This window comes from Bradyrhizobium sp. BR 10289, assembly GCF_019455385.1.
Classification (GTDB): Bacteria; Pseudomonadota; Alphaproteobacteria; order Rhizobiales; family Xanthobacteraceae; genus Bradyrhizobium.
This window is the reverse complement of the sequence record NZ_JACOFR010000019.1, coordinates 115,254-136,174: the sequence shown is the minus strand read 5'-3', so window position 1 is coordinate 136,174 and position 20,921 is coordinate 115,254. Positions and strand designations below refer to the sequence as shown.

Genomic DNA, 20,921 nt, shown 5'->3' with positions numbered 1-20,921 from the left:
ACGTCTTCGCCGCGAGAGACTACACCTGCACCACCTCATGCCGCATCACGAAGGGCGCAAGCAGCGTGTGCACCTCGCCAGCGACCACATCGCGCTGGTCCGGCGGCAAGCCCGCGAGCGTCACGGTGGCGATCGAGCCGTGGCTGCCATGGGCACCGACCTTGACCTTGCAGTCGATGCCGCGCTCGATCAGCGGCGTCAGCACCTTCGCGAACACGCGCTGCGCGGCATCCCAACGTAGTTGCGGCTTGAACACCTTGCCGACGCCGGTCACCGGCATCGGATCGATCGGAATGACCTGCACCGGCACAGCCGCGCGCTCCGGCGTGCGCTCGCGCACCCATGTCTCGAGCTCGCCCGGCTCGACGGTCGCGCCGGGCTTCAGCTGCACATAGCCAACCGGCAGCTCGCCCGCATAGGCATCGGGCTGGCCGACCACCGCGGCAAAGCCGACGGCGGGATGGCGAAACATGATTTCCTCGATCGGCGCCGGGTCGATGTTGTGACCGCCGCGGATGACCAGATCCTTGGCGCGGCCGGTGATCCAGAGATAGCCGTCGGCATCGAGACGGCCGAGATCGCCGGAATTGACCCAGACCTCGTCGACGAAGGCGCCCTTGTTGTGCTCGTCGTTGAGATAGCCACCGAACACGCCGGGCCCGGCCATGATGACGACGCCGATCTCGTCAGGAGCGCAGTCGCGGATCAGGCGGCCGTCGGCGTCTAACTGCACGATGCGGACTCGGGCGTAAGGCATGGGAAGACCGACGGAGCCGAGCCGGATCGGCCGCGAGGGATAAGCGAGCGTATGCACGCTCGACGTCTCCGTCATGCCGTAGACCTCGACCACCGGCAGCTTGAGTTTTTCCTGGATCGCCGATCCCACGGCGACGGGAATCGCCGAACCGCCGCCGGCTGCATATTTCAGGCTCGATATGTCGGCATTGCCAGGCGGCACCGCGAGCGTTGCAGCCAGCACCGTCGGCACGCTCGACAGCGCCTCGACCTTGAAGCGCTCGACCAGCCGCCAGATGTTCTTGACCGCGTTCGGATTGCGCCAGCCGCTGGGCGACAGCACGACCAGGGAGCCGCCCGCCGACAGCGTCAGCAGCACCTGGGTCAGCGATCCCCCGACATGAAACAGCGGCATGCCGAACAGCATGTTGGCGCCGGGCTTGGGCTTCAGCAGCAGATTGAGCGCCCAGGCCTGATAGACCTGATTGGCGTGGGTGTGCCGCACCAGCTTTGGCGTGCCGGTGGTGCCGCCGGTGTGAAAATAGGCGGCGATGTCGCCACCGAGAATCTTGCGGCCGCTGACAAGCCGGTCAGACGGCTGTTGCTTGATCAGGTCGTTGAACGCAAAGACGCCGCTCGCGGGATCGCCGCCGCCGAACACCTGGACGACCGCCTTGAGGTGCTTGAGTGAGGGTCGGATCTGCTCGACCTTCTGCCAGATGTCGGTGCCCGGCATCGGCCCGAGCGCCACCAGAACTTTCGTGTTCGCCGCTTGCAGGATCTCGGCGATCTGGTGCGGCTCGAGCAGCGGATTGACGGGATTAGCGATGCCCGCGGCCTCGGCGCCGAACAGCGTCACGAACGCATCGGGGACCAGCGGCAGCATGAAGCTGACGACGTCGCCCTTCTCGACGCCGAGCGCGTGAAACATGTTGGCCGCCTGCGTGACGCGCGCGATGAAGTCGCGGTACGTCACCACGACAGGCGTATCGGCCGGATCGGCATTTTGCAGGAACTGGATCGCCGCCCCGTCGGGGTTGCGCGCCGCACCAAGCCTGATGGCGTCATAGGTGCTCTCGGCCGCAACGCGGTCGGCGTAAGGGACCTGCTCGAAGGCCCGCACCTCTTCGTCGGTCGCCAATTCCGGATAGTCGCTGCCGATCAGCCGATCGAGCGTGTGGATGCCCGCCATGGAATTTCGTCCTCCCTCAGATGCATGTCCCCGCCGCCTGTCTTTTCGACATTTTGGTCGGCGGGACCTCGACCGATGGCCGGTCGACGTCGGACAGAATGATGGATGATAGCCCGTTCGTCCATGGCCTAACGGTCACAGTGGTCGCATCCGGCTTCGGGTGCTTTTTGAACCTCCGCGCCCGATCGGGGGACCAAGAACATGCATTGGACCAGCCTGCCAGCGTCCTGCCGCAAGACTCGAGGTGATCATGAAGATGCCCCTGCGGGACCGCACCATCCGGCTGATCGCCGCGCTCGCCATGGTACCGGCGATCGCCCTGCCCCATACGGCACGCGCCTCAGACAGCCAGGTCGACAAGATGCGCGCCAGGATCGCAACCTTCATCAGCGACAAGATGGAGAAGCTCGGCGGCTCGCGCCTCATCTACAAGGTCGATACCGACGGCCTGCGCGAGAGCGTCGTCACGGATCTGCGCGACGACGTCTACAAGATCCTGCGCGAGGGCAAGATCGCCTTCTCCGGTCTTGCGATCCGTGAGGGCGCCGTCGAATTGAGGATCGCGGACGCCAAGGGTCGCGAACAGCTCGCGCGCAAGCTCGCCTCGGCCGCGGAGGGATTGCCATCACATGCGATTTCAGTGACCGACGGTGGCGACGGACTGGTCAGGCTCAAACCGACCGAAGCCGCAGCCGCCGCCGCTCTGCACGATCTCGTCGAAGATTCCATCACCATGATCGAACAGCGCCTGAAGGACGCCGATATCCAGCTCGCCAGCGCCCAGCCTGATGGCGCGGACCGCATCCGCATTTTCGTGCCGGGCATGATGGAGCCCGAGCGTGTCGCCACGATCTTCGCGACGAAGGTCAAGGTCAGCTTCCGCCTGATCGACGTCTCGATGACGGCCGAGCAGGCACAGTCCGGCACGCCGCCCGCGGGCACCGAGATCCTGCCCGGCTTCAAGGACAAGCGTCCCTATCTGGTCGCCAAGGACAGCGCACTGGACGGCGACGACATCAGCTATGCAGGTCCCGGCTTTGCGACCGGCACGAAGGATCCGATCGCCTCGTTCCGCTTCAACGGCCGCGGCACCCGGCGCTTTGCCCATGTCACCGAAGAGAACGTCGGCAGGCCCTTTGCCATCGTGCTCGACGGAAAGGTGGTTTCCGCCCCCGTGATCCGCGAGCCGATCACCGGCGGATCAGTCCAGATCTCCGGCAATTTCACCCTGGAGGAGGCAAGCAGCGTCGCCATGCTGCTGCGCGCCGGGTCGCTGCCGGGACACCTCGTCCTCGTCGAGCAGCAGGTCGTGCAACCCGCCGCCAAGCCGTAACAGCGATTGCGCCTCACGGGGCGTTCCGCCCGGCCGTGGCGCAGGAGCCCCGAATCATAGGCGCCCTAAGGCCATACGCACAACCAACGGGCAATTGCCGAAACGCCCGATCGGGCTACAATTTGCCTCTTGCGGCATGACGGCCAAAAGCTTCATTTCAAGCGACCGTCATTCGATTTCGGCTATAGGTGTCGCGAATACCGGCCAGGACTGAAGGCCTTACGCGGGGTTAGTACCATGCCGTCCGGCAGCGCAGACATTTCCTCGATTCTCGACCGTATTCTCGATGCGGCGACGGACAACCTCAGGATCGCGAAGATCCTGGTCCAGATGGGCCTCGATCCGAACAACGTCACCTGGGACGCGATCTTCAACAAACTGCTGGAGATCTTCGTCCACAACATCACGCTGGCCAATCTGTTCGCCGCGGTCGGCGCCGGCTTCTTCGTCGCCACCATCCTGATGCGGACGATGGTCCCCTTGCGCGTCGCCAACATGATCGGCTGCGCGTTCTTCGCCATTTTCGGTGCGCTCTCCGCCAACGTCTCGACGTTCCTGCTGTATCTCCTGATGCTGCCGATCAACGCGCTGCGGCTGCGGCAGATGCTCAAGCTGGTGAAGAAGGCGCGCCATGCGGCCGAAGGCGACATGTCGATCGAATGGCTCAAGCCGTTCATGACCGAGCGCAAATATCGCCGCGGCGACACGCTGTTCAAGCTGGGCGATGCTGCCAATGAGATGCTGCTCACGGTCACCGGCAAGTTCCTGGTGAAGGAGATTGGCGTCGAGATCGGACCCGGCGCGCTGATGGGCGAGCTCGGCTTCCTGACGCCGGACAACCGGCGCACCGGAACGATCGAATGCATCGAGGACGGCCAGGTGCTGGCGATCACCTATGACCGCCTGCTGGAGATCTACTTTCAGGATCCGCAGTTCGGCTATTACTTCCTGGTGCTGACCAGCCAGCGCCTGCTGCAAAACATCGACCGCTTGCAGAACCAGCTCAACGCGGCGCGGGCGGCCACGACCAACAGGATTGCCTGACCCCTGCTCAGCCGAGCAGCAGCGCCATGCCGGGATCGCCCTTCTCCATCGCCCGCCGGTAGGCCGGCCGCGCCCCGATGCGGCCGAGATATTTGACCACGTTCGGACAGCGCGAGAGATCATAGGGCCGGAAGTAGCGCATCGTGGTGAGCGAGAACACCGTCATGATGTCGGCGGTGGTGAAGGTGCTGCCCGCCAGATAGTCGGCCTCGCGAAGCCTGGCATCGAGCAGGTCGTAAGCGCGATCGAGGCGGCCCCTCATGGCCAGCAGGGTCGGGTTGTCCCTCGCGATATCGAGCCGGCCCAGGATCATCATCCGCCCCATGCCGGGTTGCAACGTGCCGTTGGCAAAATGAAGCCAATACAGAAACTGCGCGAACGCGGGATCATCGGGGCCGAGCACGAGTCGGCCGTTGCCGTATTTTGCAACGATGTAGTCGACGACGGCGCCGGATTCCGCAAGCACCACCTCGCGATCGGTGATGACAGGTGCCGTGCCGGCGGGATGCAACGCCTTGTAGTCGGCCGGCGCCAGCATGGTGACGGGATCGCGCGTGTAGCGCTTCAGCTCGTAGGCAATTTCGAGCTCCTCGCAGAGCCAGACGATGCGCTCGGACTGCGACTTGCCGAGGTGGTGAACGGTGAGCATGGCGATTCCTGAGATCAGTTGTGACGCGGCATCTTACCATCACCGTCACCCTGAGGTGGCCGCTTCTTCAGCGGCCCTCGAAGGGCGACGGCCCGGTTCTCTCCGCGCGGCAGCATCTGAGCCGTTCATCCTTCAAGGCTCCCCCTGCGGTGCTTTGCACCGCAGGCCTCGCACCTCAGGATGACGGAGAGAGAGCAACGCGTTTGGGAAATCCCTAACCCACTTCGTCCGTCACCATCCGTGCCACGACGCGGTCGCGGCGGATGAAGTGGTGCCAGAGCGCGGCGACGACATGAACCGCGATCAAGGCGAGCAGCACATAGGCGAACAGGATGTGGCGGTCCTCATAGGCGTTCGCCGTCGCCTTGTCCGGCGAGGTGAATTGCGGCACGTGAAACAGGCCGAAGAAATCCGAATAATCGGGCGTGTGCGCCCCGGAATGCGCCCAGCCGAGCATGATGACGACGATGACGGCCAGATACAGCGCGCCATGGCTGATGCGGGCGGCGAGCTTCTGCCAGGGCCGGCTGTCGGCCGGCAATGCCGGCGTCGGGTTGATGATGCGCCAGACCAGGCGCAGCACGGTGAGCAGCAGGATCAGATAGCCGATATCGGCATGGATCGAGCGGTAGAAGAAGCGGTCGGGCCGCGCCGGAATGTGGTTCATCCACCAGCCGAAGCCGATCATGCCGACGATCGCCAGCGCCAGCACCCAGTGCAGCCATCGGGACAGACTACCCCAGCTGTTACCCGTGTTTCTGATCATGTCAGCCCCCGGAATTATGCGGAATTGTCCCCATCCGCACTGCAACATCTCTGCTGATAGCGGGAACGTGCCCCAATCGCGAAATTGAATAGTTCCAAAGTGGAGCCGGCCGCAAAACCGCCCCAAAAACCGAATGGTAACCATGAGCTTTTAAGGTAGGCGACGTGACCCATTCCCCGACGATCCTGGTGTTCGATTCCGGCCTTGGCGGGCTCACGGTGCTGCGTGAGGTCGTGGCCGCGCGCCCCGATGCGCATTACGTCTATGTCGCCGACGATGCCTTCTTTCCCTACGGCCACCACGCCGAGGACGAGATCATCGCCCGCGTGGTGCCGCTGATGGGGGAGTTGATCGGCACGCATGATCCGGACCTCGTCGTCATCGCCTGCAACACGGCGTCCACCCTGGTCCTATCGCACTTGCGCGCCGCTTATTCCCTGCCCTTCGTCGGCACGGTGCCGGCGATCAAGCCGGCCTGTGCGCGGTCGAAGACCCGGCGCGTCTCGGTGCTCGGCACCAAGGGCACGGTGAAGCGCGAATACACCAAGGCGCTGATCCGCGATTTCGCCCAAGGCTGCGAGGTGACGCTGGTCGGCTCGCCCGAGCTCGCCTCGCTCGCCGAACGCGAGCTCGGTGGCCACCAGATCAGCGACAGCGACATCCTCGCAGAACTCGCGCCCTGCTTCGTCGGCGAGGACCCGGCTGCGCGCACCGACACGGTGGTGCTCGCCTGCACGCATTATCCACTGCTGCTCGATCGGATGAAGAAGCTGGCGCCCTGGCCGGTCGAATGGATCGATCCAGCCCCCGCCATCGCCCGCCGCGTTTCCGACCTGCTCGGCCCATTCGCCGGTGGCATCGCGCAATCCGGCGCAGAGATGATTTTTACGTCGAACCGTGTGCATGGCCTTTCGGCCACGCTGACGCCGTTCTTCGGCGGACGCGCAGTGGCCTGACCTTGCGCCGCGACGGCGCGCTGCTAGGCTTCGCCGTCGCCATCTCTCCGCAGGTCATCACATGCCGGTCCCCGCAAAGCCGCTCAATCGCCTCCGCCAATTGTGGAGCGAGGGGCGCCCTGCCTTCGGGGCGATCGCGACCATCCCGAGCGTTCAGATGGTGCAGATCATGGCGCGATCGCTCGACTGGATCATCGTCGATCTCGAGCACGGCCCGATCGGCCTCACCGAGGCGCATGCGATGATCGCGGCGACCACCGGCACGCCGTGCACGCCCCTGGTGCGGATCGCGGCGAACGAGCCATGGCTTGCGAAAGCGCCGATGGACATCGGCGCTTTCGGCATCAACTTTCCCATGATCACCAATCGCGCTGAAGCCGAGAAGGCGGTGCGCAGCGTCCGCTATCCGCCGCGCGGCGATCGTCTCTGGGGCCCCTTCCACGCCCCGTTCCGCTGGGGCCAGTCGATGCCCGACTACATGGCGTCAGCCGATGACGAGATGATCTGCATGGTCACCATCGAGCATGTCGAGGCTGTCAACCGCATCGACGAGATCATGGCGACACCCGGCATCGATGTCGCGGTGATCGGCCCCGGCGATCTCGCGACCTCCATCAACAAGCGCGGCCAGATGGACGATCCGGAATTGCTGGAGCTGGTTGCCCGCGCCGAAGCCGGTATCCTCAGAAGCGGCGTACCGATCGGCGGGGTCGCGCGCACCGCCGACCAGGCCAACCAGCTGATCGACCGCGGCTACCGCGCCATCGCGCTCGGCTTCGACTGGTCGCTGTTCCAGCGCGGCATCATGGCCGCGTTCGAGGGGATCAGGCGCTGACAAACTGATTGCCACCTTGCCGGGAGCGCCGACGCTGCTAGGGTCGGCGTTCCAGGGAGGAAACAATCGATGCTCAAAAAGAGCCTGCTCATTCTCACCTTCGCCGGCCTCGCTGCCGCGGCCTACGCCCAGCAAACCGGCATCAAGCGCACCCCGCTCCAGAAGGTCGAATTCCCCGACGGCTACAACACCATCACAGCCATCGCGGAAGTCCCGGCGGGCGGCGCGGCCGGACGCCATACCCATCCGGGCATCGAGACCGGCTACGTGCTGGAAGGCGAGCTGAATCTCCTTGTCGACGGCCAGCCGGAGAAAACCCTGAAGGCCGGCGATTCCTACCAGATCCCGGCCGGCGTCGTGCACGACGCCAAGGCTCATGGCGACAAGGCCATGAAAGTGCTGGGCGTTTACGTGGTCGACAAGACCAAGCCGCTGGCCTCGCCGGCGCCCTGATGCGGCGAACCGACCGGCCCCAGGCGGGTTGGTTCGTGCTAGAGCATTTTGAAGCGGCGAGCGGGAACCCACTCGCTGCCTATATTTTCATCCGCTGGAACCGGAGCACGATGCGCGGGAAAGCCAAAACCATTTCGCTGCCGCGCCGCCTGATTTGCGACCTCATGCGCGCGTCGATCGACGTGCCGTTCGTCTCGCTCTCCCGTTCGCTCGATATCCGTCCCCTGCAGGAGGCCCGCGCAGGTGCGATGGCACCGGCCGGCTGGGCCGCGATCTTCGTCAAGGCCTTTGCCCTCGTGGCAAAAGACGAGCCGGTCCTGCGCACCGTCTACGCCAAATGGCCTTGGCCCTCGCTCTATGAGCTGCCGAAGAGCGTGGCCCTGGTTGCCGTCGCCCGGGTCGAGGCCGGCGAGGAATGCGTCCTGCCGCAGCGAATCGCCTCCCCCGAAACCATGGCTCTGGCCGCGGTGGAAGCCGAGATCCGCCGGGCCAAGACGGCGCCGATCGACGATATCCCGATGTTCCGCAAGATCATGCGGGCGACCCGACTGCCGCTGCCGCTGCGGCGGCTGTCCTGGGCGATCGGGCTCAATTTCGGCCGCCAGCGCGGCAACTGGTTCGGCAGCTTTGCGGTGAGCTCGGTAGCCGCCTATGGCGGCGGCGAGCTCCACCCCATCACCCCCGGCCCCTTTATCGTCAGTTACGGGGTGGTCGGTCCGGACCAGACCATCCATGTCGTGATCCGCTGGGATCACCGGGTCACGGACGCTGCCCCCATCGCCCGGGTCCTGACCCGGCTGGAACAGGTCCTGAACACTGAAATCGCTGCCGAATTGCGCGCGGCGGACCCGAAACCGATCCGGGCGGTCCGGACGTAATTCCGGGCCGTTCGCATTGACAGCGAACCCCAAACTCACCTAAAAGCCGCCTGCTCGCGGGCCGATTTCGGCCCGCGAAGCGTTTCGCGACCCGTGGTCCGCTCCCTTAAGCTTTGGGGATCGGACCTGTCGGTGCCGGGCTATAGCCTGTCACACAGGAGGGCGCGTTTCCTCAAACCAATGCAACCGAAGAGGACGCGATGACTAAGCGCAGTGAGGCGAAGTACAAGATCGATCGCCGTATGGGCCAGAACATCTGGGGCCGCCCGAAGAGCCCCGTGAACCGCCGCGAGTACGGCCCCGGCCAGCACGGCCAGCGCCGCAAGGGCAAGCTCTCCGATTTCGGCGTGCAGCTGCGCGCCAAGCAGAAGCTGAAGGGCTACTACGCCAATATCAGCGAGCGTCAGTTCCACGGCATCTATGTCGAGGCCAGCCGCCTCAAGGGCGACACCGGCGAGAACCTGATCGGCCTGCTTGAGCGCCGCCTCGACGCGGTCGTGTACCGCGCCAAGTTCGTCTCGACGATCTTCGCCGCCCGCCAGTTCATCAACCACGGCCACGTCAAGGTGAACGGCCGCAAGGTCAACATCTCGAGCTACCAGCTCAAGGTCGGCGACGTGATCGAGGTCAAGGAAGCCTCCAAGCAGCTCGCTCACGTGCTCGAAGCCAGCCAGCTCCCCGAGCGCGAGGTCCCCGACTATCTCGAAGTCGACCACGGCAAGATGACGGCGAAGTACACCCGCATCCCCGGCCTCTCCGACGTGCCGTTCCCGGTGCAGATGGAGCCGCATCTGGTCGTCGAATTCTATTCGCGGTGATAGTTCGACAGAACGACATTCAAAGGCCCCGGTTTTCCGGGGCCTTTTCGTTTGATAGCATGCCTTAATGGCTCGCAGGTCCGACCAATTCGCCAATATTCTGCCTTCGGCGGCACCGACTGAAGCTGCGCTTCAAGCGTGGGATGCACTGTCCCGCGACGAGCAGTTCTGCCGATATCGGGGGCTGTTCGCTCTGCCTGATTGCAATATCTTCACAGCTGAGACGCCAGACGACATCCTTCTCGCCGCGCGGCTGCGCGTCGCTCAACGTTCTCGGAGCTAGTCCAGGTCATCGGGACACGCATGAAACCGCAATCGTTCGACTAGATGGAAATGACGAGACCAGCCATGCTCTACACCCCTCCCAAGATCGATCCCAAGGCGCCGCCCGTGCGCATCAATCTGCTGTCGGATACGCAGACGAGGCCTACGGCTGCGATGCGCGAGGCCATGGCGCGGGCGGAGGTCGGCGACGAGCAGGTCGGCGACGATCCGACCGTAAATGCGCTGTGCGAGCGGGTGGCCGATCTGCTCGGCAAGGAGGCCGCGGTCTATATGCCCTCGGGCACGATGTGCAACGTCACGGCAACGCTGGTGCATTGCCGCCCCGGCGACGAGATTCTGGCGCACGAGACCGCGCACATTATCGCCCGCGAGGGCGGCGCGCATGCCGCGATCGGCGGCTTCCAGGTCACGCAGCTCAAGGGCGCAGACGGCCAGTTCACGCCGGAGACGTTCCGGAAAGCCCTGCATCCGCGCACGCGCTACCAGCCGGCGCAGACCGTCGTCAGCGTCGAGCAGACCGCCAATATCGGCGGCGGCACGATCTGGAAGAAAGCGGCGCTCGACGAGATCGTCGCGATCGCCAAGCAGCACGGCCTCGTCACCCACATGGACGGCGCCCGCCTGCTCAACGCCACGGTGGCGAGCGGCATCTCTCCCCGCGACATGACCGCGGGCTGGGATTCGGCCTGGATCGATTTCTCCAAGGGCCTGGGTGCACCGATCGGCGGCGTGCTTGCCGGCACGCGCGCCTTCGTCGACGCGGTCTGGCAGTGGAAGCAGCGGCTCGGCGGCTCGATGCGGCAGGCCGGTGTCTGCGCGGCCGCCTGCATCTACGCGCTCGACCATCACGTCGATCGCCTCGCCGACGACCACGCCAATGCGCGCGCGCTCGCCCGCGGCCTCTCGCAGATCGCTGGCATCGAGGTGCAGGAGCCCGAAACCAATCTCGTATTCTTCAAGCCCGATGGCGCCGGCGTTACCGGCGACAAGATGGTGGCGGCGCTGCGTCAGCGCGGCGTGACACTCGCGATGATGGACGGCCGCATCCGCGCCTGCACCCATCTCGACGTCAATGCGGCCCAGGCCGAGGAAACGATCGGATACGTCAGAGAGATCGTGCGGGGAGCGTAATCAAAGCGTTTTCGAGCGAAGTGGAGACCGGTTCGCGTCAAGAAAACGCGTCAAAACGAGAGTCTACCGCCCCATCGCCTGGTAGATCAGCGTCTTCAGCGCCAGCTGGACCCGGCCGCGCTGCGAGGGGGTCTGCACCATGAAGATCCCGAACAGATCGTCCTCTGGATCGATGAAGAAGAAAGTGCCGCCGACGCCGTCCCAGCGATATTCGCCTGTTGGCCACGACGTCCCCGGGGGCACCGAGGTGCGCACGGCGAAACCGAGGCCGAAGCCGCTGGTCTCGCCGGGATAATAGTTCTGGTCGCGTGCGACCTTCGTCTCCGGCCCGATATGATCCGTCGCCATCAGCGCGATGGTCTCGGGCTTGAGATAGCGGCGGCCGTCAAGCGTGCCGCCGTTCAGCAGCATCTGCGAGAAGCGCGCGTAGTCGCCGATCGTGCCGACTAGGCCGCCGCCACCCGACTCCCATCTCAAAGGCTTCCTGGGATCCTTGACCTGCGTCATCGGGCTGATCGCGCGATCATTCGGCATCGGCTCGGCAATGCGCGGGAATTTGCCGGGATCGGCGACATAGTAGGCCGTGTCCGTCATCCCGAGCGGATCGAGCAGCCGCTCCTTCTCGAACGCGAACAGCGTCTTGCCCGAGATCACCTCGACGATGCGGCCGAGCACGTCGGTGGAATGGCCGTAATCCCAACTCGTGCCGGGCTGCTCGGCGAGCGGCAGCGCCGTGATCTTCGCCACGAGCTCGGCATTGGTCGAAGCCTTGTTGTCGAACAGACCGGCGTCGGCATAGAGCTTGTTCACCAGGCTCCCGCCATAATAGCCGTAAGGAATCCCGGCGGTGTGGCGCATCAGGTCCTTGATCGTCACGGGGCGATTGAGCGACTCCAGCTCCAGCGAAACCTTGCCGTCCTCGGCCTTCTTCTCGACGCCGACCTTCATCTCGGCAAAGGCCGGAATGTGTTTTGCGACGGGATCGTCGAGCGAAAGCTTGCCCTCCTCGACCAGCATCATCGCCATCACGGTCGTGATCGGCTTCGACATCGAATAGAGGCGGAAGATGGTGTCCGCGCTCATCGAGATCTGGGTGGCGACGTCACGGACGCCGAAATTCTCGTAGTAGACCGGCTTGCCGTGCTGCTGCAGCAACAGGATGGCGCCCGGAAACGTGCCGGCGACGATCTCGTTCCGGATGTAGTCGGAGACTTTTGCAAGGCCCTCGGGCGAGAAATTGTGGGCGCGCCTCTCGGAGCCTGCTTGTGCGCCGGCAACGCCGCACAGAAGAACGAGCGCCGCGACGATCGCGCGGCGCCCGAACATGTCATTTCTCCATCGCTTCATAAACCAACTGCTTCAATGTCCGCTGCACACGCTGGCGCTCGGTCGGGGTCTGTTCCAGCAGGACAAAGAACATGTCCTGCTTGGGGTCGATCACGAAATAGCAGCCGGAGGCGCCGTCCCACTTCAATTCCCCGAGATCGCCCGGCGGCGGCGGCTTTGCGTTGCCGGGATCGGTGCGCACCGCAAGGCCGAGACCGAAGCCGAAACCGTCGCCCGGGAAGTAGAAATAGTCGCGCTCGACGCCCGAGCCAGGGCCGACCTGGTCGGTCACCATCAGTTTGAACGTCTCGGGCTTGAGGATGGTCTTGCCGTCGAGCGTCCCGCCGTTGAGCAGCATCTGCGCAAAGCGCTCGTAATCGGCCATGGTCGTCACCATGCCGCCGCTGGCGAACTGGATCTTCTTGACGACCGTCGGATCGTTGATCCGGCCGACCCGGAAATCACTGTCGTTCGGCACCGGCTGCGCCAGCAGCTTCTGCTTCTCGGGATCCGTGACCAGGAAGCCGGTGTCGACCATACCGAGCGGGTCGAGCAGCTTCTCCCGCAGGATGTCGATCAACGGCTTGCCGGCCGCGACCTCCATCACACGCGCCAGAATGTCGGTGGAATGACCGTACTGCCAGAGCGCGCCGGGCTGGTTGTGCAGCGGCAGCTTCGCGATCCGTTCGGCGAACTCGGCGAGATCGAAATCGCCGGCATAGATGTTGGCGTCCCGATAGGCCTTGCGGACCAGGCTGTCGCCGTAGAAGCCGTAGGTGACGCCCGACGTGTGCGTCATCAGATCCTTCACCGTGATCGGCCGGTTCAGCGGCACCAGTTCGAGCGACTTGGTGCCGTCGTCGGCCTTCTTTTCGACACCGACCTTCACATTGGCGAAGGATGGAATGTACTTCGAGACGGGATCGTCCAGCTTGATCGTGCCGTCCTCGACCATCCTCATCGCAACCACGGAGGTGATCGCCTTGGTCATCGAGAACAGGCGGAAGATCGTCTTGTCGGTGATCGGCGCCTTGCTGACCACGTCCTGCACGCCGAAGGCTTCGTGATAGACCGGCTTGCCGTGCTGCTTGATCAGCACGGTCGCGCCGGCGATCTTGCCGGTTGCGACCTCGTTCTTGAAGAACTCGCTGATCTTGCCGAGCTTCTCCTGATTGAAATGAGCGCCGGCGGGAATTTCGTAGGTGCCCTCGGCGCGCGCCAGGGACATTACCCCCAGCGATATCAGCGCACCGCAGACGAACGTCCGCAATCCAGATTGTAAAATCATATCCCCCTCCAAGGAACATGGCGGGCGGAGTGTACTGACCGCGAGTTCAGGCACAAGGCCTGCCGTACCGCGTCAAAGCATCCGTATGCAGTGCGGCGCTTGCCTCGGAAAAACAACAGAATATGACGTGCCCGACCGAAGGCGCCGCTGGCAGGGCGTCAATGGTCGTATGGACCGCAATCTTCGCAGCGCGGTCGGCTGGAAAGCGATAGACCCCCGTGGAGATCGCGGAGAACGCCAACGAGTTCAGTCCATTGGCCCGGGAGAGTTCAAGCGCGCGGCGATAGCAGGAGGCGAGCAGATCGTCCTCGCCGCGGGTGCCGCCGTGCCAGACGGGGCCGACAGCGTGGATCACGTGGCGGGCGGGCAGACGATAGCCCTTGGTGATCCTGGCATCGCCAGTCGAACATCCGCCAAGCGTCTGGCACTCGGCAAGAAGCTCGGGCCCTGCGGCCCGATGGATGGCCCCGTCGACGCCGCCTCCGCCAAGGAGGGACGAATTTGCGGCGTTGACGATGGCGTCAACGCCGAGTGTCGTGATGTCGGCAATGATGACCTCGAGCTCCGCGCCGCCAATCCGGCGCGACAGCCGGGTCATTGATCACGCCGCGACGGCGACGCCCTTCTCGGAAAAGAGCTGCTGCAATTCGCCGGCCTGGAACATCTCGCGGACGATATCGCAGCCGCCGATGAATTCGCCCTTCACATAGAGCTGCGGAATGGTCGGCCAGTTCGAGAATTCCTTGATGCCGTTGCGCAGCTCGGCGGATTCGAGAACGTTGAGGCCCTTATAGCCGACGCCGATATGGTCGAGGATCTGGACGACCTGGCCGGAGAAACCGCACTGCGGGAATTGCGGCGTACCCTTCATGAACAGAACCACGTCGTTCGACTTCACTTCGTTGGCGATGAATTCCGCGATGCTCATATCCGTGTCCTTCTGGGGCGGAGCCCTCAACAAATGCTTCGGGCCGGCTCAGCCGATCTAACCCGATCCTTGCCTATATATGTAGCCCAAACCGTTGTGCATCCAAAGTAAAATGGCGGCGAACGGCCCCCGACAGCCGGTCCTGGGGGGCTCCAGCCTTATTGCATGATGACACGAATATCATCACCGGGGAGGACTTTCATACCGTAACGGAGCCCCTATCTAGGACGAACCTCGGTTTTGGAACCGGGCAACGCCAACAACGTTCTCTTGTCCTGTCTGGAGAAAAACGTGACGAAACAAGCTTCCGCACCGGCCAGTCCGCCGCTTTCGTCACAATCGGCTGCCCCCGGCGGCCTCGCCCGGAGGCTGGAGGACTCGTTTCTCGCCGTCCGCGGTGAGACCGAACGCCGGGCGGCGGCGCTCTCGCCGGAGGACCAGCAGATCCAGTCCATGCCGGACGCGAGCCCCATCAAATGGCACCGGGCGCACACCACCTGGTTCTGGGAGCAATTCCTGCTCGGCGAGCATTCGCCGGGCTACCGGCCCTTCCACCCGGACTTCGCCTTCCTGTTCAATTCCTATTACGTCAGCGCCGGCCCACGCCACGCGCGCGGCCATCGCGGTGACATCACCCGTCCCAGCGCCACCGAGGTCGGCGCCTATCGCAGCCATGTCGATGCGGCCGTCGTCAAGTTCTTCCGCGAGACCGGCGAAGACCAGCTTCGCGCCCTCGCGCCCCTGGTCGAAGTCGGGCTCAACCACGAGCAGCAGCATCAGGAGTTGATGCTCACCGACATCCTGCATGCCTTTGCGCAAAACCCGATCTATCCGGCTTACGATACGAGCTGGCGTTTTCCGGCCTCGACACGCGGCGGCGAAGATTGGCTGGCCTTGAAGGAAGGCATCCACACCGTCGGCCATGCCGACGACAGCTTTCATTTCGACAACGAGAAGCCGGCGCATCGCGCCCTCGTCGGCCCCGTCAAGATCGCCCGCAACCTCGTTACGAATGGCGAATGGCTCGCCTTCATGCGCGACGGCGGCTACGCGAAGGCAACGCTCTGGCTGATGGACGGCTTTGCCGCCGCCAGCAAGGAGGATTGGCAGGCGCCGGGCCATTGGCGCGAGGTCGACGGCGCATGGCAGATGATGACGTTGGCCGGCCTCAAGCCGGTCGATCCGGACGCACCTGTATGCCACGTCGGCTATTACGAAGCCGACGCCTTCGCCCGCTGGGCCGGAAAACATCTGCCGACCGAGATGGAGTGGGAGGTCGCGGCGCGCACCAAGCAGCTCAACGATGCCTTCGGCATCGTCTGGCAATGGACGCGTTCGTCTTACTCGCCCTACCCCGGCTATCGGGCCGTCGAAGGCGCGCTCGGGGAGTACAACGGCAAGTTCATGGTCAATCAATTGGTGCTGCGCGGCTCCTCGCTTGCAACCCCGGAGGGCCACAGCCGTATCACCTATCGCAACTTCTTCTATCCGCACCACCGCTGGCAGTTCACCGGACTGCGGCTCGCAGACTACAACTAGTTCTCATCCGACGATCAATGCGCGCCGGACAGCGCGTTCAGGAGAGTATCATGAATGTGCACGCCAGCGCTTTGGCCGAAGCCCATCTTCCCGACGAGCAGACCACCGCCTTCGCCCGCGAGGCCATCGAGGACCTCTCGCAGCAGCCGAAAAAGTTGTCGCCGAAATATTTCTATGACGCGACCGGCTCCGAACTGTTCGAGGCGATCACGAAGCTGCCGGAATATTATCCGACGCGCACCGAGCTATCGATCCTGAAGGAGCGCGGCCGCGAGATCGCAAAGATCATCCCGGAGCACGCGGCTCTCGTCGAGTTCGGCGCCGGCGCGACCACGAAGGTTCGCTTGCTGCTCAACCACTGCAAGTTCGCGGCCTATGTGCCCGTCGACATCTCCGGCGACTTCCTGAAGGCGCAGGCCAACGGCCTGAAGCGGGATTTCCCCTCGCTCGGCATCTATCCGGTGGCGGCCGACTTCACGACGCCGTTCGAGTTGCCGAAGGCAGTCGCCTCGATGCCCAAGGTCGGCTTCTTCCCGGGCTCCACCATCGGCAATTTCGAGCCGCATGAAGCCCAGGCGTTTCTGAAGAGCGCGCGCCAGATCCTGGGCAAGGGCGCGCAGATGATCATCGGCGCCGACCTCGAAAAGGACGAGCGCGTGCTCCATGACGCTTACAACGATGCGGCCGGCGTGACCGCCCGCTTCAACCTCAATGTTCTGGTGCGGATCAACCGCGAACTCGGCGGCAATTTCGACCTGTCCGCCTTCACCCATCGCGCGATCTACAACCGCGAGCGGCACCGCATCGAGATGCACCTGATCAGCAAGAAGAGCCAGACGGTGCGCCTGCTCGGCACCAGCTTCTCGTTCCGCCCCGGTGAGAGCATCCATACCGAGAACAGCTACAAATACAGCCTCGAACGCTTCGCCGCGCTGGCGCAGGGCGCCGGCTGGCGGGTGCGCGAGAGCTGGACGGATGCGGCGAAGATGTTCTCGGTGCATGCACTGGAGGTGGCGGAATAAGCGCTCCGGGAGCTTCAATGCTCCGCGGCCTCCTCCACTTTCGAGCTCAGCGACACCGACTCCCACACCGCGACCACGATCATGATCACGCTCGTCGCCACCGACAGCCAGAGCGGCGACAGATCCGACGCGAACCACCACAGCACCAGCAGCAGGATGATGCCGATGCCGTGCGAGAGCTGGAGGAAGCCGCGGATCGCGTACTTGAACAGGATGGTGCCGACCAGAAACACCAGCGGACCACCGATCGTGCTCACGGCGGTCCTGATATCGGCGTGCCCGGTCGGATGTTTCAGCACCAGCTCGTCCGAGACCGCGGTCAGGATGATGCCGGCGACGATCGGAAGATGCAGATAGGTGTAGGCAAGCCGCGCCAGCCGGCCGGACTCGGACGACTTCGAGAGCCGCTCGGAGCCGGCCTCTGCGCCCTTGTGGAAATAGACCCACCACATCGCGATGCTGCCGACCAGCGCCGAGACGAAGGCCAAAATGTTATCCGCGGTCCAGTCCAGCTCGGCAAACGTCGCGCCGTTGACGACGACGGCTTCACCGAGCGCGATGATGATGAAGCCGGCGCAGCGCTCCGCCATGTGCCCGCCTTCGACGGCCCAGGCCTCGACCGACGAGAAGCCAAGCTTCGGGACCCAGAAGCGCACCGCCGGCGAGACATATTCAATCGTCAGCGCCACGATCCAGAACCACAGCCTCTCCTCCCCGTGCGAAAGGCCGCCAAGGATCCAGAAGATCGCCGAGCCGCACAGCCAGACCAGGATACGGATCGCGTTGTGGCGGACCGCGGTCCGGTGACGCGGCGTGGCGAACAGCCAGAACGCGGTGCGTCCCACCTGCATCGTCGCATAGGCGACCGCGAACCAGAGGCCACGGCCGTCGAAGGCGGTCGGGATCGTCGTCGACAGCACGAGGCCGCCCAGCATCATCAGGAAAATCAGGATGCGGACCGGCGTCAGCTCCGGATTGAGCCAGTTGGTGACCCAGGCGGTGTAGACCCATACCCACCACACCGCCAGGAACAGCAGCGTGACCTCGACCGCGCCAAGCGGCGTGAAATGGTGCAGCAGCGTGTGCGACACCTGCGTGACGGCGAAGACGAAGACCAGGTCGAAGAACAGCTCGGCATTGGTGACGCGGCTGGGCTGGTTCGGCAGGATGACGCGAAACATCGCGCCGCGCGCATTGTCCGCAGCCATCATCGCCCCCGTCGCGCCGGTCAGGTCAGCCGGGGACGCCCGTCTGCAGGGCCAAGGCGTGCAACACGCCGCCCATCTGGCCTTGCAGGGACTGATAGACGATCTGGTGCTGCTGGACGCGGGACTTGCCGCGGAAGGATTCCGAGATCACGGTCGCGGCATAATGGTCGCCATCGCCGGCGAGGTCACGGATGGTCACCTCGGCATCGGGGATCGCTGCCTTGATCATCGCCTCGATATCGTGGGCGTCCATGGGCATTCGGGTCTTGCTCCTGTCTCGTCGAATCGCGCCGGGGTCCGGATCTGCAAAGCTGAACTGGCCGGCAGGGCCAAACTTAGCGTGAACGGCCTTCTACGTCACGCTTCCAGGCACTATATCCCTGATCCCATCAGGATAAAGGCACGACAAAGTGCCGCGCGCGGCAGATTGATCGAAAAGGCGTGAAATCATGAAGCTTCCAGGCCCCGACCACCCCATCACCATCACCCAGAACCCCCGCCGGGTCCGCGTCACGGCAGGCGACATCGTGATTGCCGAAAGCACCAAGGCGCTGACCCTGAAAGAGGCCAAATATCCGGCGGTGCAATATCTGCCGCGGCAGGATGCCAATATGGCGCTGCTGGAGCGCACCGAACGCACCACCCATTGCCCCTACAAGGGCGACGCCAACTACTACAGCATCAAGGCCGGCGACAAGACACTCGACAACGCGATCTGGACATACGAGACGCCCTTCCCGGCGATGGCGGAGATATCAGGCCATCTCGCCTTTTATCCGGACAAGGTGAAGATCGAGGAAGTGGGGTAGTTGCTGGGACTTCGTCATGCCCGGGCTTGTCCCGGGCATCCACGTTCTTTGTCGTACGCGGAGGAGCATGGATGGCCGGGACATAGGCGAGCGTAAGCGACGCCGTCCTTTGGACGGCTATGCCCGGCCATGACGGCAGCGATAGCTGACGCGGTCCCGGCTACGCCCTGAATATCGTCAGCCCGAGAATCAGCAGCACCAGGAAGATCACGACGAAGACGTAGAACAGGAAGCGGGCGATGTCGGCGGAGGCGGCCGAGATGCCGGTGAAGCCGAGCACGCCGGCCACGATCGAGATCAGTAAGAAAATCAGCGCCCATTTCAGGATCGTCATCGCCAACTCCGACTTCAGGCCCCGACTCCACGGCCCTCAACCTCTACGTGGACGCTAACTTCGCTGCGCGGAGCTGGTTCCTGAGCGCACGACTGGAGGCTTTTGCGGCGCAAACGGCGCTTGCTGAATCCGGTTCCCGGCGGCACAGTCCGGCCGAGACAGGAGCGCAACCGGGGCGGCCATGATCACGATGTCACATTCCGCGGCGATCGGCGCAGAAGCGCACGCCGCACCCAAGGCCAAGGCGCGCAATCTGTCGCTCGACCGCGCCCGCACCTTCCTGACGCTGGTGGTGCTGCTGCATCACGCCGTCATCCCCTATACTCATTTCGGCCACACCGATCCGGCCTCCTGGATCGGCTTCGACATGGTCGTGCTCGCCACCGACAGTTTCTTCATGGCGATGTTCTTCTTCCTGTCGGGCCTCTTCACCTGGCCCGGCATCGCGCGCAAGGCGCCATCGGTGTTCCTGCGCGACCGGCTGTTGCGGCTCGGGCTGCCGTTCGCGATCGCGGCCTTCACCGTGATTCCACTCGCTTATTACGCGATCGCGCTGCGCGCCGATCCCGCGCTGACCTTCGCCGCGTTCTGGTGGAAGACGATCACCGTTGGACCATGGCCGAGCGGCCCGATCTGGTTCGTATGGGTGCTGCTGGCCTTCGACCTCACCGCCAGCCTGCTCTACCGGGTCTCGGCGCACCTCGTCGATCCCGGCAACCGCATCTCGCTTCGCGGCTTTGAACAGCCGTTCGTGTTCTGGCTGATGCTCGCTGTCATCTCGATCATCGCCTACGTGCCCGCGCTGGTCTATTTCGGCGGCAGCAGATGGTTCGAGTTCGGGCCGTTTTCGGTGCAGGCGAGCCGCATCCTGCTCTATTTCGGCTATTTCTTCATCGGCGCCAGCGTGGGCGCCGCGAACTTCGATCATGGCATTCTCAGCGCCGAGGGCCAGTTGCCGAAGAACCGCTGGCGGTGGGTCAGCGTGACATTGATCCCCTATTGCCTGATGTGGGTGATGATCTACGTCAAGCGCGAGATTTTGGGCAATCCCGATCCGCAGCCGCACTGGTACCAGGCGATCTACGGCACGTTCTTCGTGCTGTTCTCGGCGTCGATCCTGCTCGCAATCCTCGCCTTCTTCCTGCATTCGAAGACGCCGGGCCCGACCCTGCTCGACCGCATGCAGGCCGATGCCTACGGCATGTTCCTGGTGCATTACCCGATCGCCCTGTGGATCCAGTACGCGCTGTACGACTACGGATGGCCCGCAATTGTGAAAGCGGCGATCGGCTTCGTGCTCACGGTGATCCTGAGTTGGGGACTGACGGCGGCGTTACGGAAGATCCCGGGCGCCTCGCACGTGCTGTGAGGCACGGACTCTCGTCACGACGA

At 64.1% G+C, this 20,921-nt stretch carries 22 protein-coding genes; 12 read left to right on the top strand and 10 right to left on the bottom strand.

Going from position 1 to position 20,921, the window contains the following annotated elements:
* Window positions 1-19 precede the first annotated feature (19 nt).
* Complete coding sequence (locus tag HYH08_RS26980) at window positions 20-1,927, bottom strand: acyl-CoA synthetase (RefSeq protein ID WP_220012859.1); 1,908 nt, start codon at window positions 1,925-1,927, stop codon at window positions 20-22.
* 250 nt (window positions 1,928-2,177) lie between these two features.
* Here HYH08_RS26980 and HYH08_RS26975 point away from each other — a divergent pair, with 250 nt between their 5' ends.
* Entirely contained in the window at window positions 2,178-3,260 is a 1,083-nt protein-coding gene (locus HYH08_RS26975) for a SecDF P1 head subdomain-containing protein (protein ID WP_220012858.1), read from the top strand.
* A 237-nt stretch (window positions 3,261-3,497) separates the two neighbouring features.
* Window positions 3,498-4,304 (top strand): Crp/Fnr family transcriptional regulator, encoded by an 807-nt coding sequence (locus tag HYH08_RS26970; protein WP_220012857.1) that lies wholly within the window; start codon window positions 3,498-3,500, stop codon window positions 4,302-4,304.
* 7 nt (window positions 4,305-4,311) lie between these two features.
* On the opposite strand, the gene HYH08_RS26965 is transcribed toward HYH08_RS26970, so the two are convergent.
* Both HYH08_RS26965 and HYH08_RS26960 read right to left on the bottom strand, forming a co-directional pair.
* Window positions 4,312-4,953: a glutathione S-transferase family protein gene (locus tag HYH08_RS26965; RefSeq protein WP_220012856.1), complete on the bottom strand. Its 642-nt coding sequence runs from the start codon at window positions 4,951-4,953 to the stop codon at window positions 4,312-4,314.
* Window positions 4,954-5,167: 214 nt separating this feature from the next.
* Window positions 5,168-5,719 carry a cytochrome b gene (locus tag HYH08_RS26960; RefSeq protein ID WP_220012855.1) on the bottom strand — a complete coding sequence of 184 codons (552 nt, stop codon included), beginning with the start codon at window positions 5,717-5,719 and terminating at the stop codon, window positions 5,168-5,170.
* Between the two features lie 164 nt (window positions 5,720-5,883).
* On the opposite strand from HYH08_RS26960, the gene murI reads away from it, so the two are divergent.
* From murI to HYH08_RS26930, 6 genes are all read left to right on the top strand, one after another.
* Window positions 5,884-6,675 carry a glutamate racemase gene (gene murI, locus HYH08_RS26955; protein WP_220012854.1) on the top strand — a complete coding sequence of 264 codons (792 nt, stop codon included), beginning with the start codon at window positions 5,884-5,886 and terminating at the stop codon, window positions 6,673-6,675.
* A gap of 61 nt (window positions 6,676-6,736) precedes the next feature.
* Window positions 6,737-7,510, top strand: a complete 774-nt coding sequence (locus HYH08_RS26950; protein WP_220012853.1) for an HpcH/HpaI aldolase family protein — start codon at window positions 6,737-6,739, stop codon at window positions 7,508-7,510.
* 69 nt (window positions 7,511-7,579) lie between these two features.
* On the top strand, window positions 7,580-7,963 hold the full coding sequence (locus tag HYH08_RS26945) for a cupin domain-containing protein (RefSeq protein WP_220012852.1): 384 nt from the start codon (window positions 7,580-7,582) through the stop codon (window positions 7,961-7,963).
* Between the two features lie 110 nt (window positions 7,964-8,073).
* Window positions 8,074-8,841 (top strand): acyltransferase, encoded by a 768-nt coding sequence (locus HYH08_RS26940; protein ID WP_220012882.1) that lies wholly within the window; start codon window positions 8,074-8,076, stop codon window positions 8,839-8,841.
* A gap of 200 nt (window positions 8,842-9,041) precedes the next feature.
* Complete coding sequence (rpsD, locus tag HYH08_RS26935; RefSeq protein ID WP_061882948.1) at window positions 9,042-9,659, top strand: 30S ribosomal protein S4; 618 nt, start codon at window positions 9,042-9,044, stop codon at window positions 9,657-9,659.
* 348 nt (window positions 9,660-10,007) lie between these two features.
* Window positions 10,008-11,075 carry a threonine aldolase family protein gene (locus HYH08_RS26930; protein ID WP_220012851.1) on the top strand — a complete coding sequence of 356 codons (1,068 nt, stop codon included), beginning with the start codon at window positions 10,008-10,010 and terminating at the stop codon, window positions 11,073-11,075.
* Window positions 11,076-11,138: 63 nt separating this feature from the next.
* Here HYH08_RS26930 and HYH08_RS26925 read toward each other — a convergent pair whose 3' ends face one another.
* The 4 genes from HYH08_RS26925 to grxD are packed head-to-tail and all read right to left on the bottom strand — an operon-like array spanning window position 11,139 to window position 14,617.
* Window positions 11,139-12,401 (bottom strand): serine hydrolase domain-containing protein, encoded by a 1,263-nt coding sequence (locus tag HYH08_RS26925; RefSeq protein WP_220012850.1) that lies wholly within the window; start codon window positions 12,399-12,401, stop codon window positions 11,139-11,141.
* A gap of 1 nt (window position 12,402) precedes the next feature.
* Window positions 12,403-13,689: a serine hydrolase domain-containing protein gene (locus HYH08_RS26920; protein ID WP_220012849.1), complete on the bottom strand. Its 1,287-nt coding sequence runs from the start codon at window positions 13,687-13,689 to the stop codon at window positions 12,403-12,405.
* 46 nt (window positions 13,690-13,735) lie between these two features.
* Window positions 13,736-14,287: an O-acetyl-ADP-ribose deacetylase gene (locus HYH08_RS26915; protein WP_220012848.1), complete on the bottom strand. Its 552-nt coding sequence runs from the start codon at window positions 14,285-14,287 to the stop codon at window positions 13,736-13,738.
* 3 nt (window positions 14,288-14,290) lie between these two features.
* Window positions 14,291-14,617 (bottom strand): Grx4 family monothiol glutaredoxin, encoded by a 327-nt coding sequence (gene grxD / locus HYH08_RS26910; protein WP_008139425.1) that lies wholly within the window; start codon window positions 14,615-14,617, stop codon window positions 14,291-14,293.
* Between the two features lie 240 nt (window positions 14,618-14,857).
* Here grxD and egtB point away from each other — a divergent pair, with 240 nt between their 5' ends.
* Complete coding sequence (egtB, locus tag HYH08_RS26905; RefSeq protein ID WP_220012847.1) at window positions 14,858-16,156, top strand: ergothioneine biosynthesis protein EgtB; 1,299 nt, start codon at window positions 14,858-14,860, stop codon at window positions 16,154-16,156.
* A 50-nt stretch (window positions 16,157-16,206) separates the two neighbouring features.
* Window positions 16,207-17,178: an L-histidine N(alpha)-methyltransferase gene (gene egtD, locus HYH08_RS26900; RefSeq protein WP_220012846.1), complete on the top strand. Its 972-nt coding sequence runs from the start codon at window positions 16,207-16,209 to the stop codon at window positions 17,176-17,178.
* A 14-nt stretch (window positions 17,179-17,192) separates the two neighbouring features.
* On the opposite strand, the gene HYH08_RS26895 is transcribed toward egtD, so the two are convergent.
* Window positions 17,193-18,386, bottom strand: coding sequence for a low temperature requirement protein A (locus tag HYH08_RS26895; RefSeq protein WP_220012881.1), 1,194 nt, complete (start codon window positions 18,384-18,386; stop codon window positions 17,193-17,195).
* Between the two features lie 25 nt (window positions 18,387-18,411).
* Window positions 18,412-18,645 (bottom strand): BolA/IbaG family iron-sulfur metabolism protein, encoded by a 234-nt coding sequence (locus HYH08_RS26890; RefSeq protein ID WP_220012845.1) that lies wholly within the window; start codon window positions 18,643-18,645, stop codon window positions 18,412-18,414.
* A gap of 190 nt (window positions 18,646-18,835) precedes the next feature.
* Here HYH08_RS26890 and HYH08_RS26885 point away from each other — a divergent pair, with 190 nt between their 5' ends.
* Window positions 18,836-19,195, top strand: a complete 360-nt coding sequence (locus tag HYH08_RS26885) for a DUF427 domain-containing protein (protein ID WP_220012844.1) — start codon at window positions 18,836-18,838, stop codon at window positions 19,193-19,195.
* Window positions 19,196-19,355: 160 nt separating this feature from the next.
* Here HYH08_RS26885 and HYH08_RS26880 read toward each other — a convergent pair whose 3' ends face one another.
* Window positions 19,356-19,529: a DUF1328 domain-containing protein gene (locus HYH08_RS26880; RefSeq protein ID WP_027548646.1), complete on the bottom strand. Its 174-nt coding sequence runs from the start codon at window positions 19,527-19,529 to the stop codon at window positions 19,356-19,358.
* A gap of 181 nt (window positions 19,530-19,710) precedes the next feature.
* Between HYH08_RS26880 and HYH08_RS26875 the strand changes: the two genes are divergently transcribed.
* Window positions 19,711-20,898 (top strand): acyltransferase family protein, encoded by a 1,188-nt coding sequence (locus HYH08_RS26875; protein WP_220012843.1) that lies wholly within the window; start codon window positions 19,711-19,713, stop codon window positions 20,896-20,898.
* Window positions 20,899-20,921 lie beyond the last annotated feature (23 nt).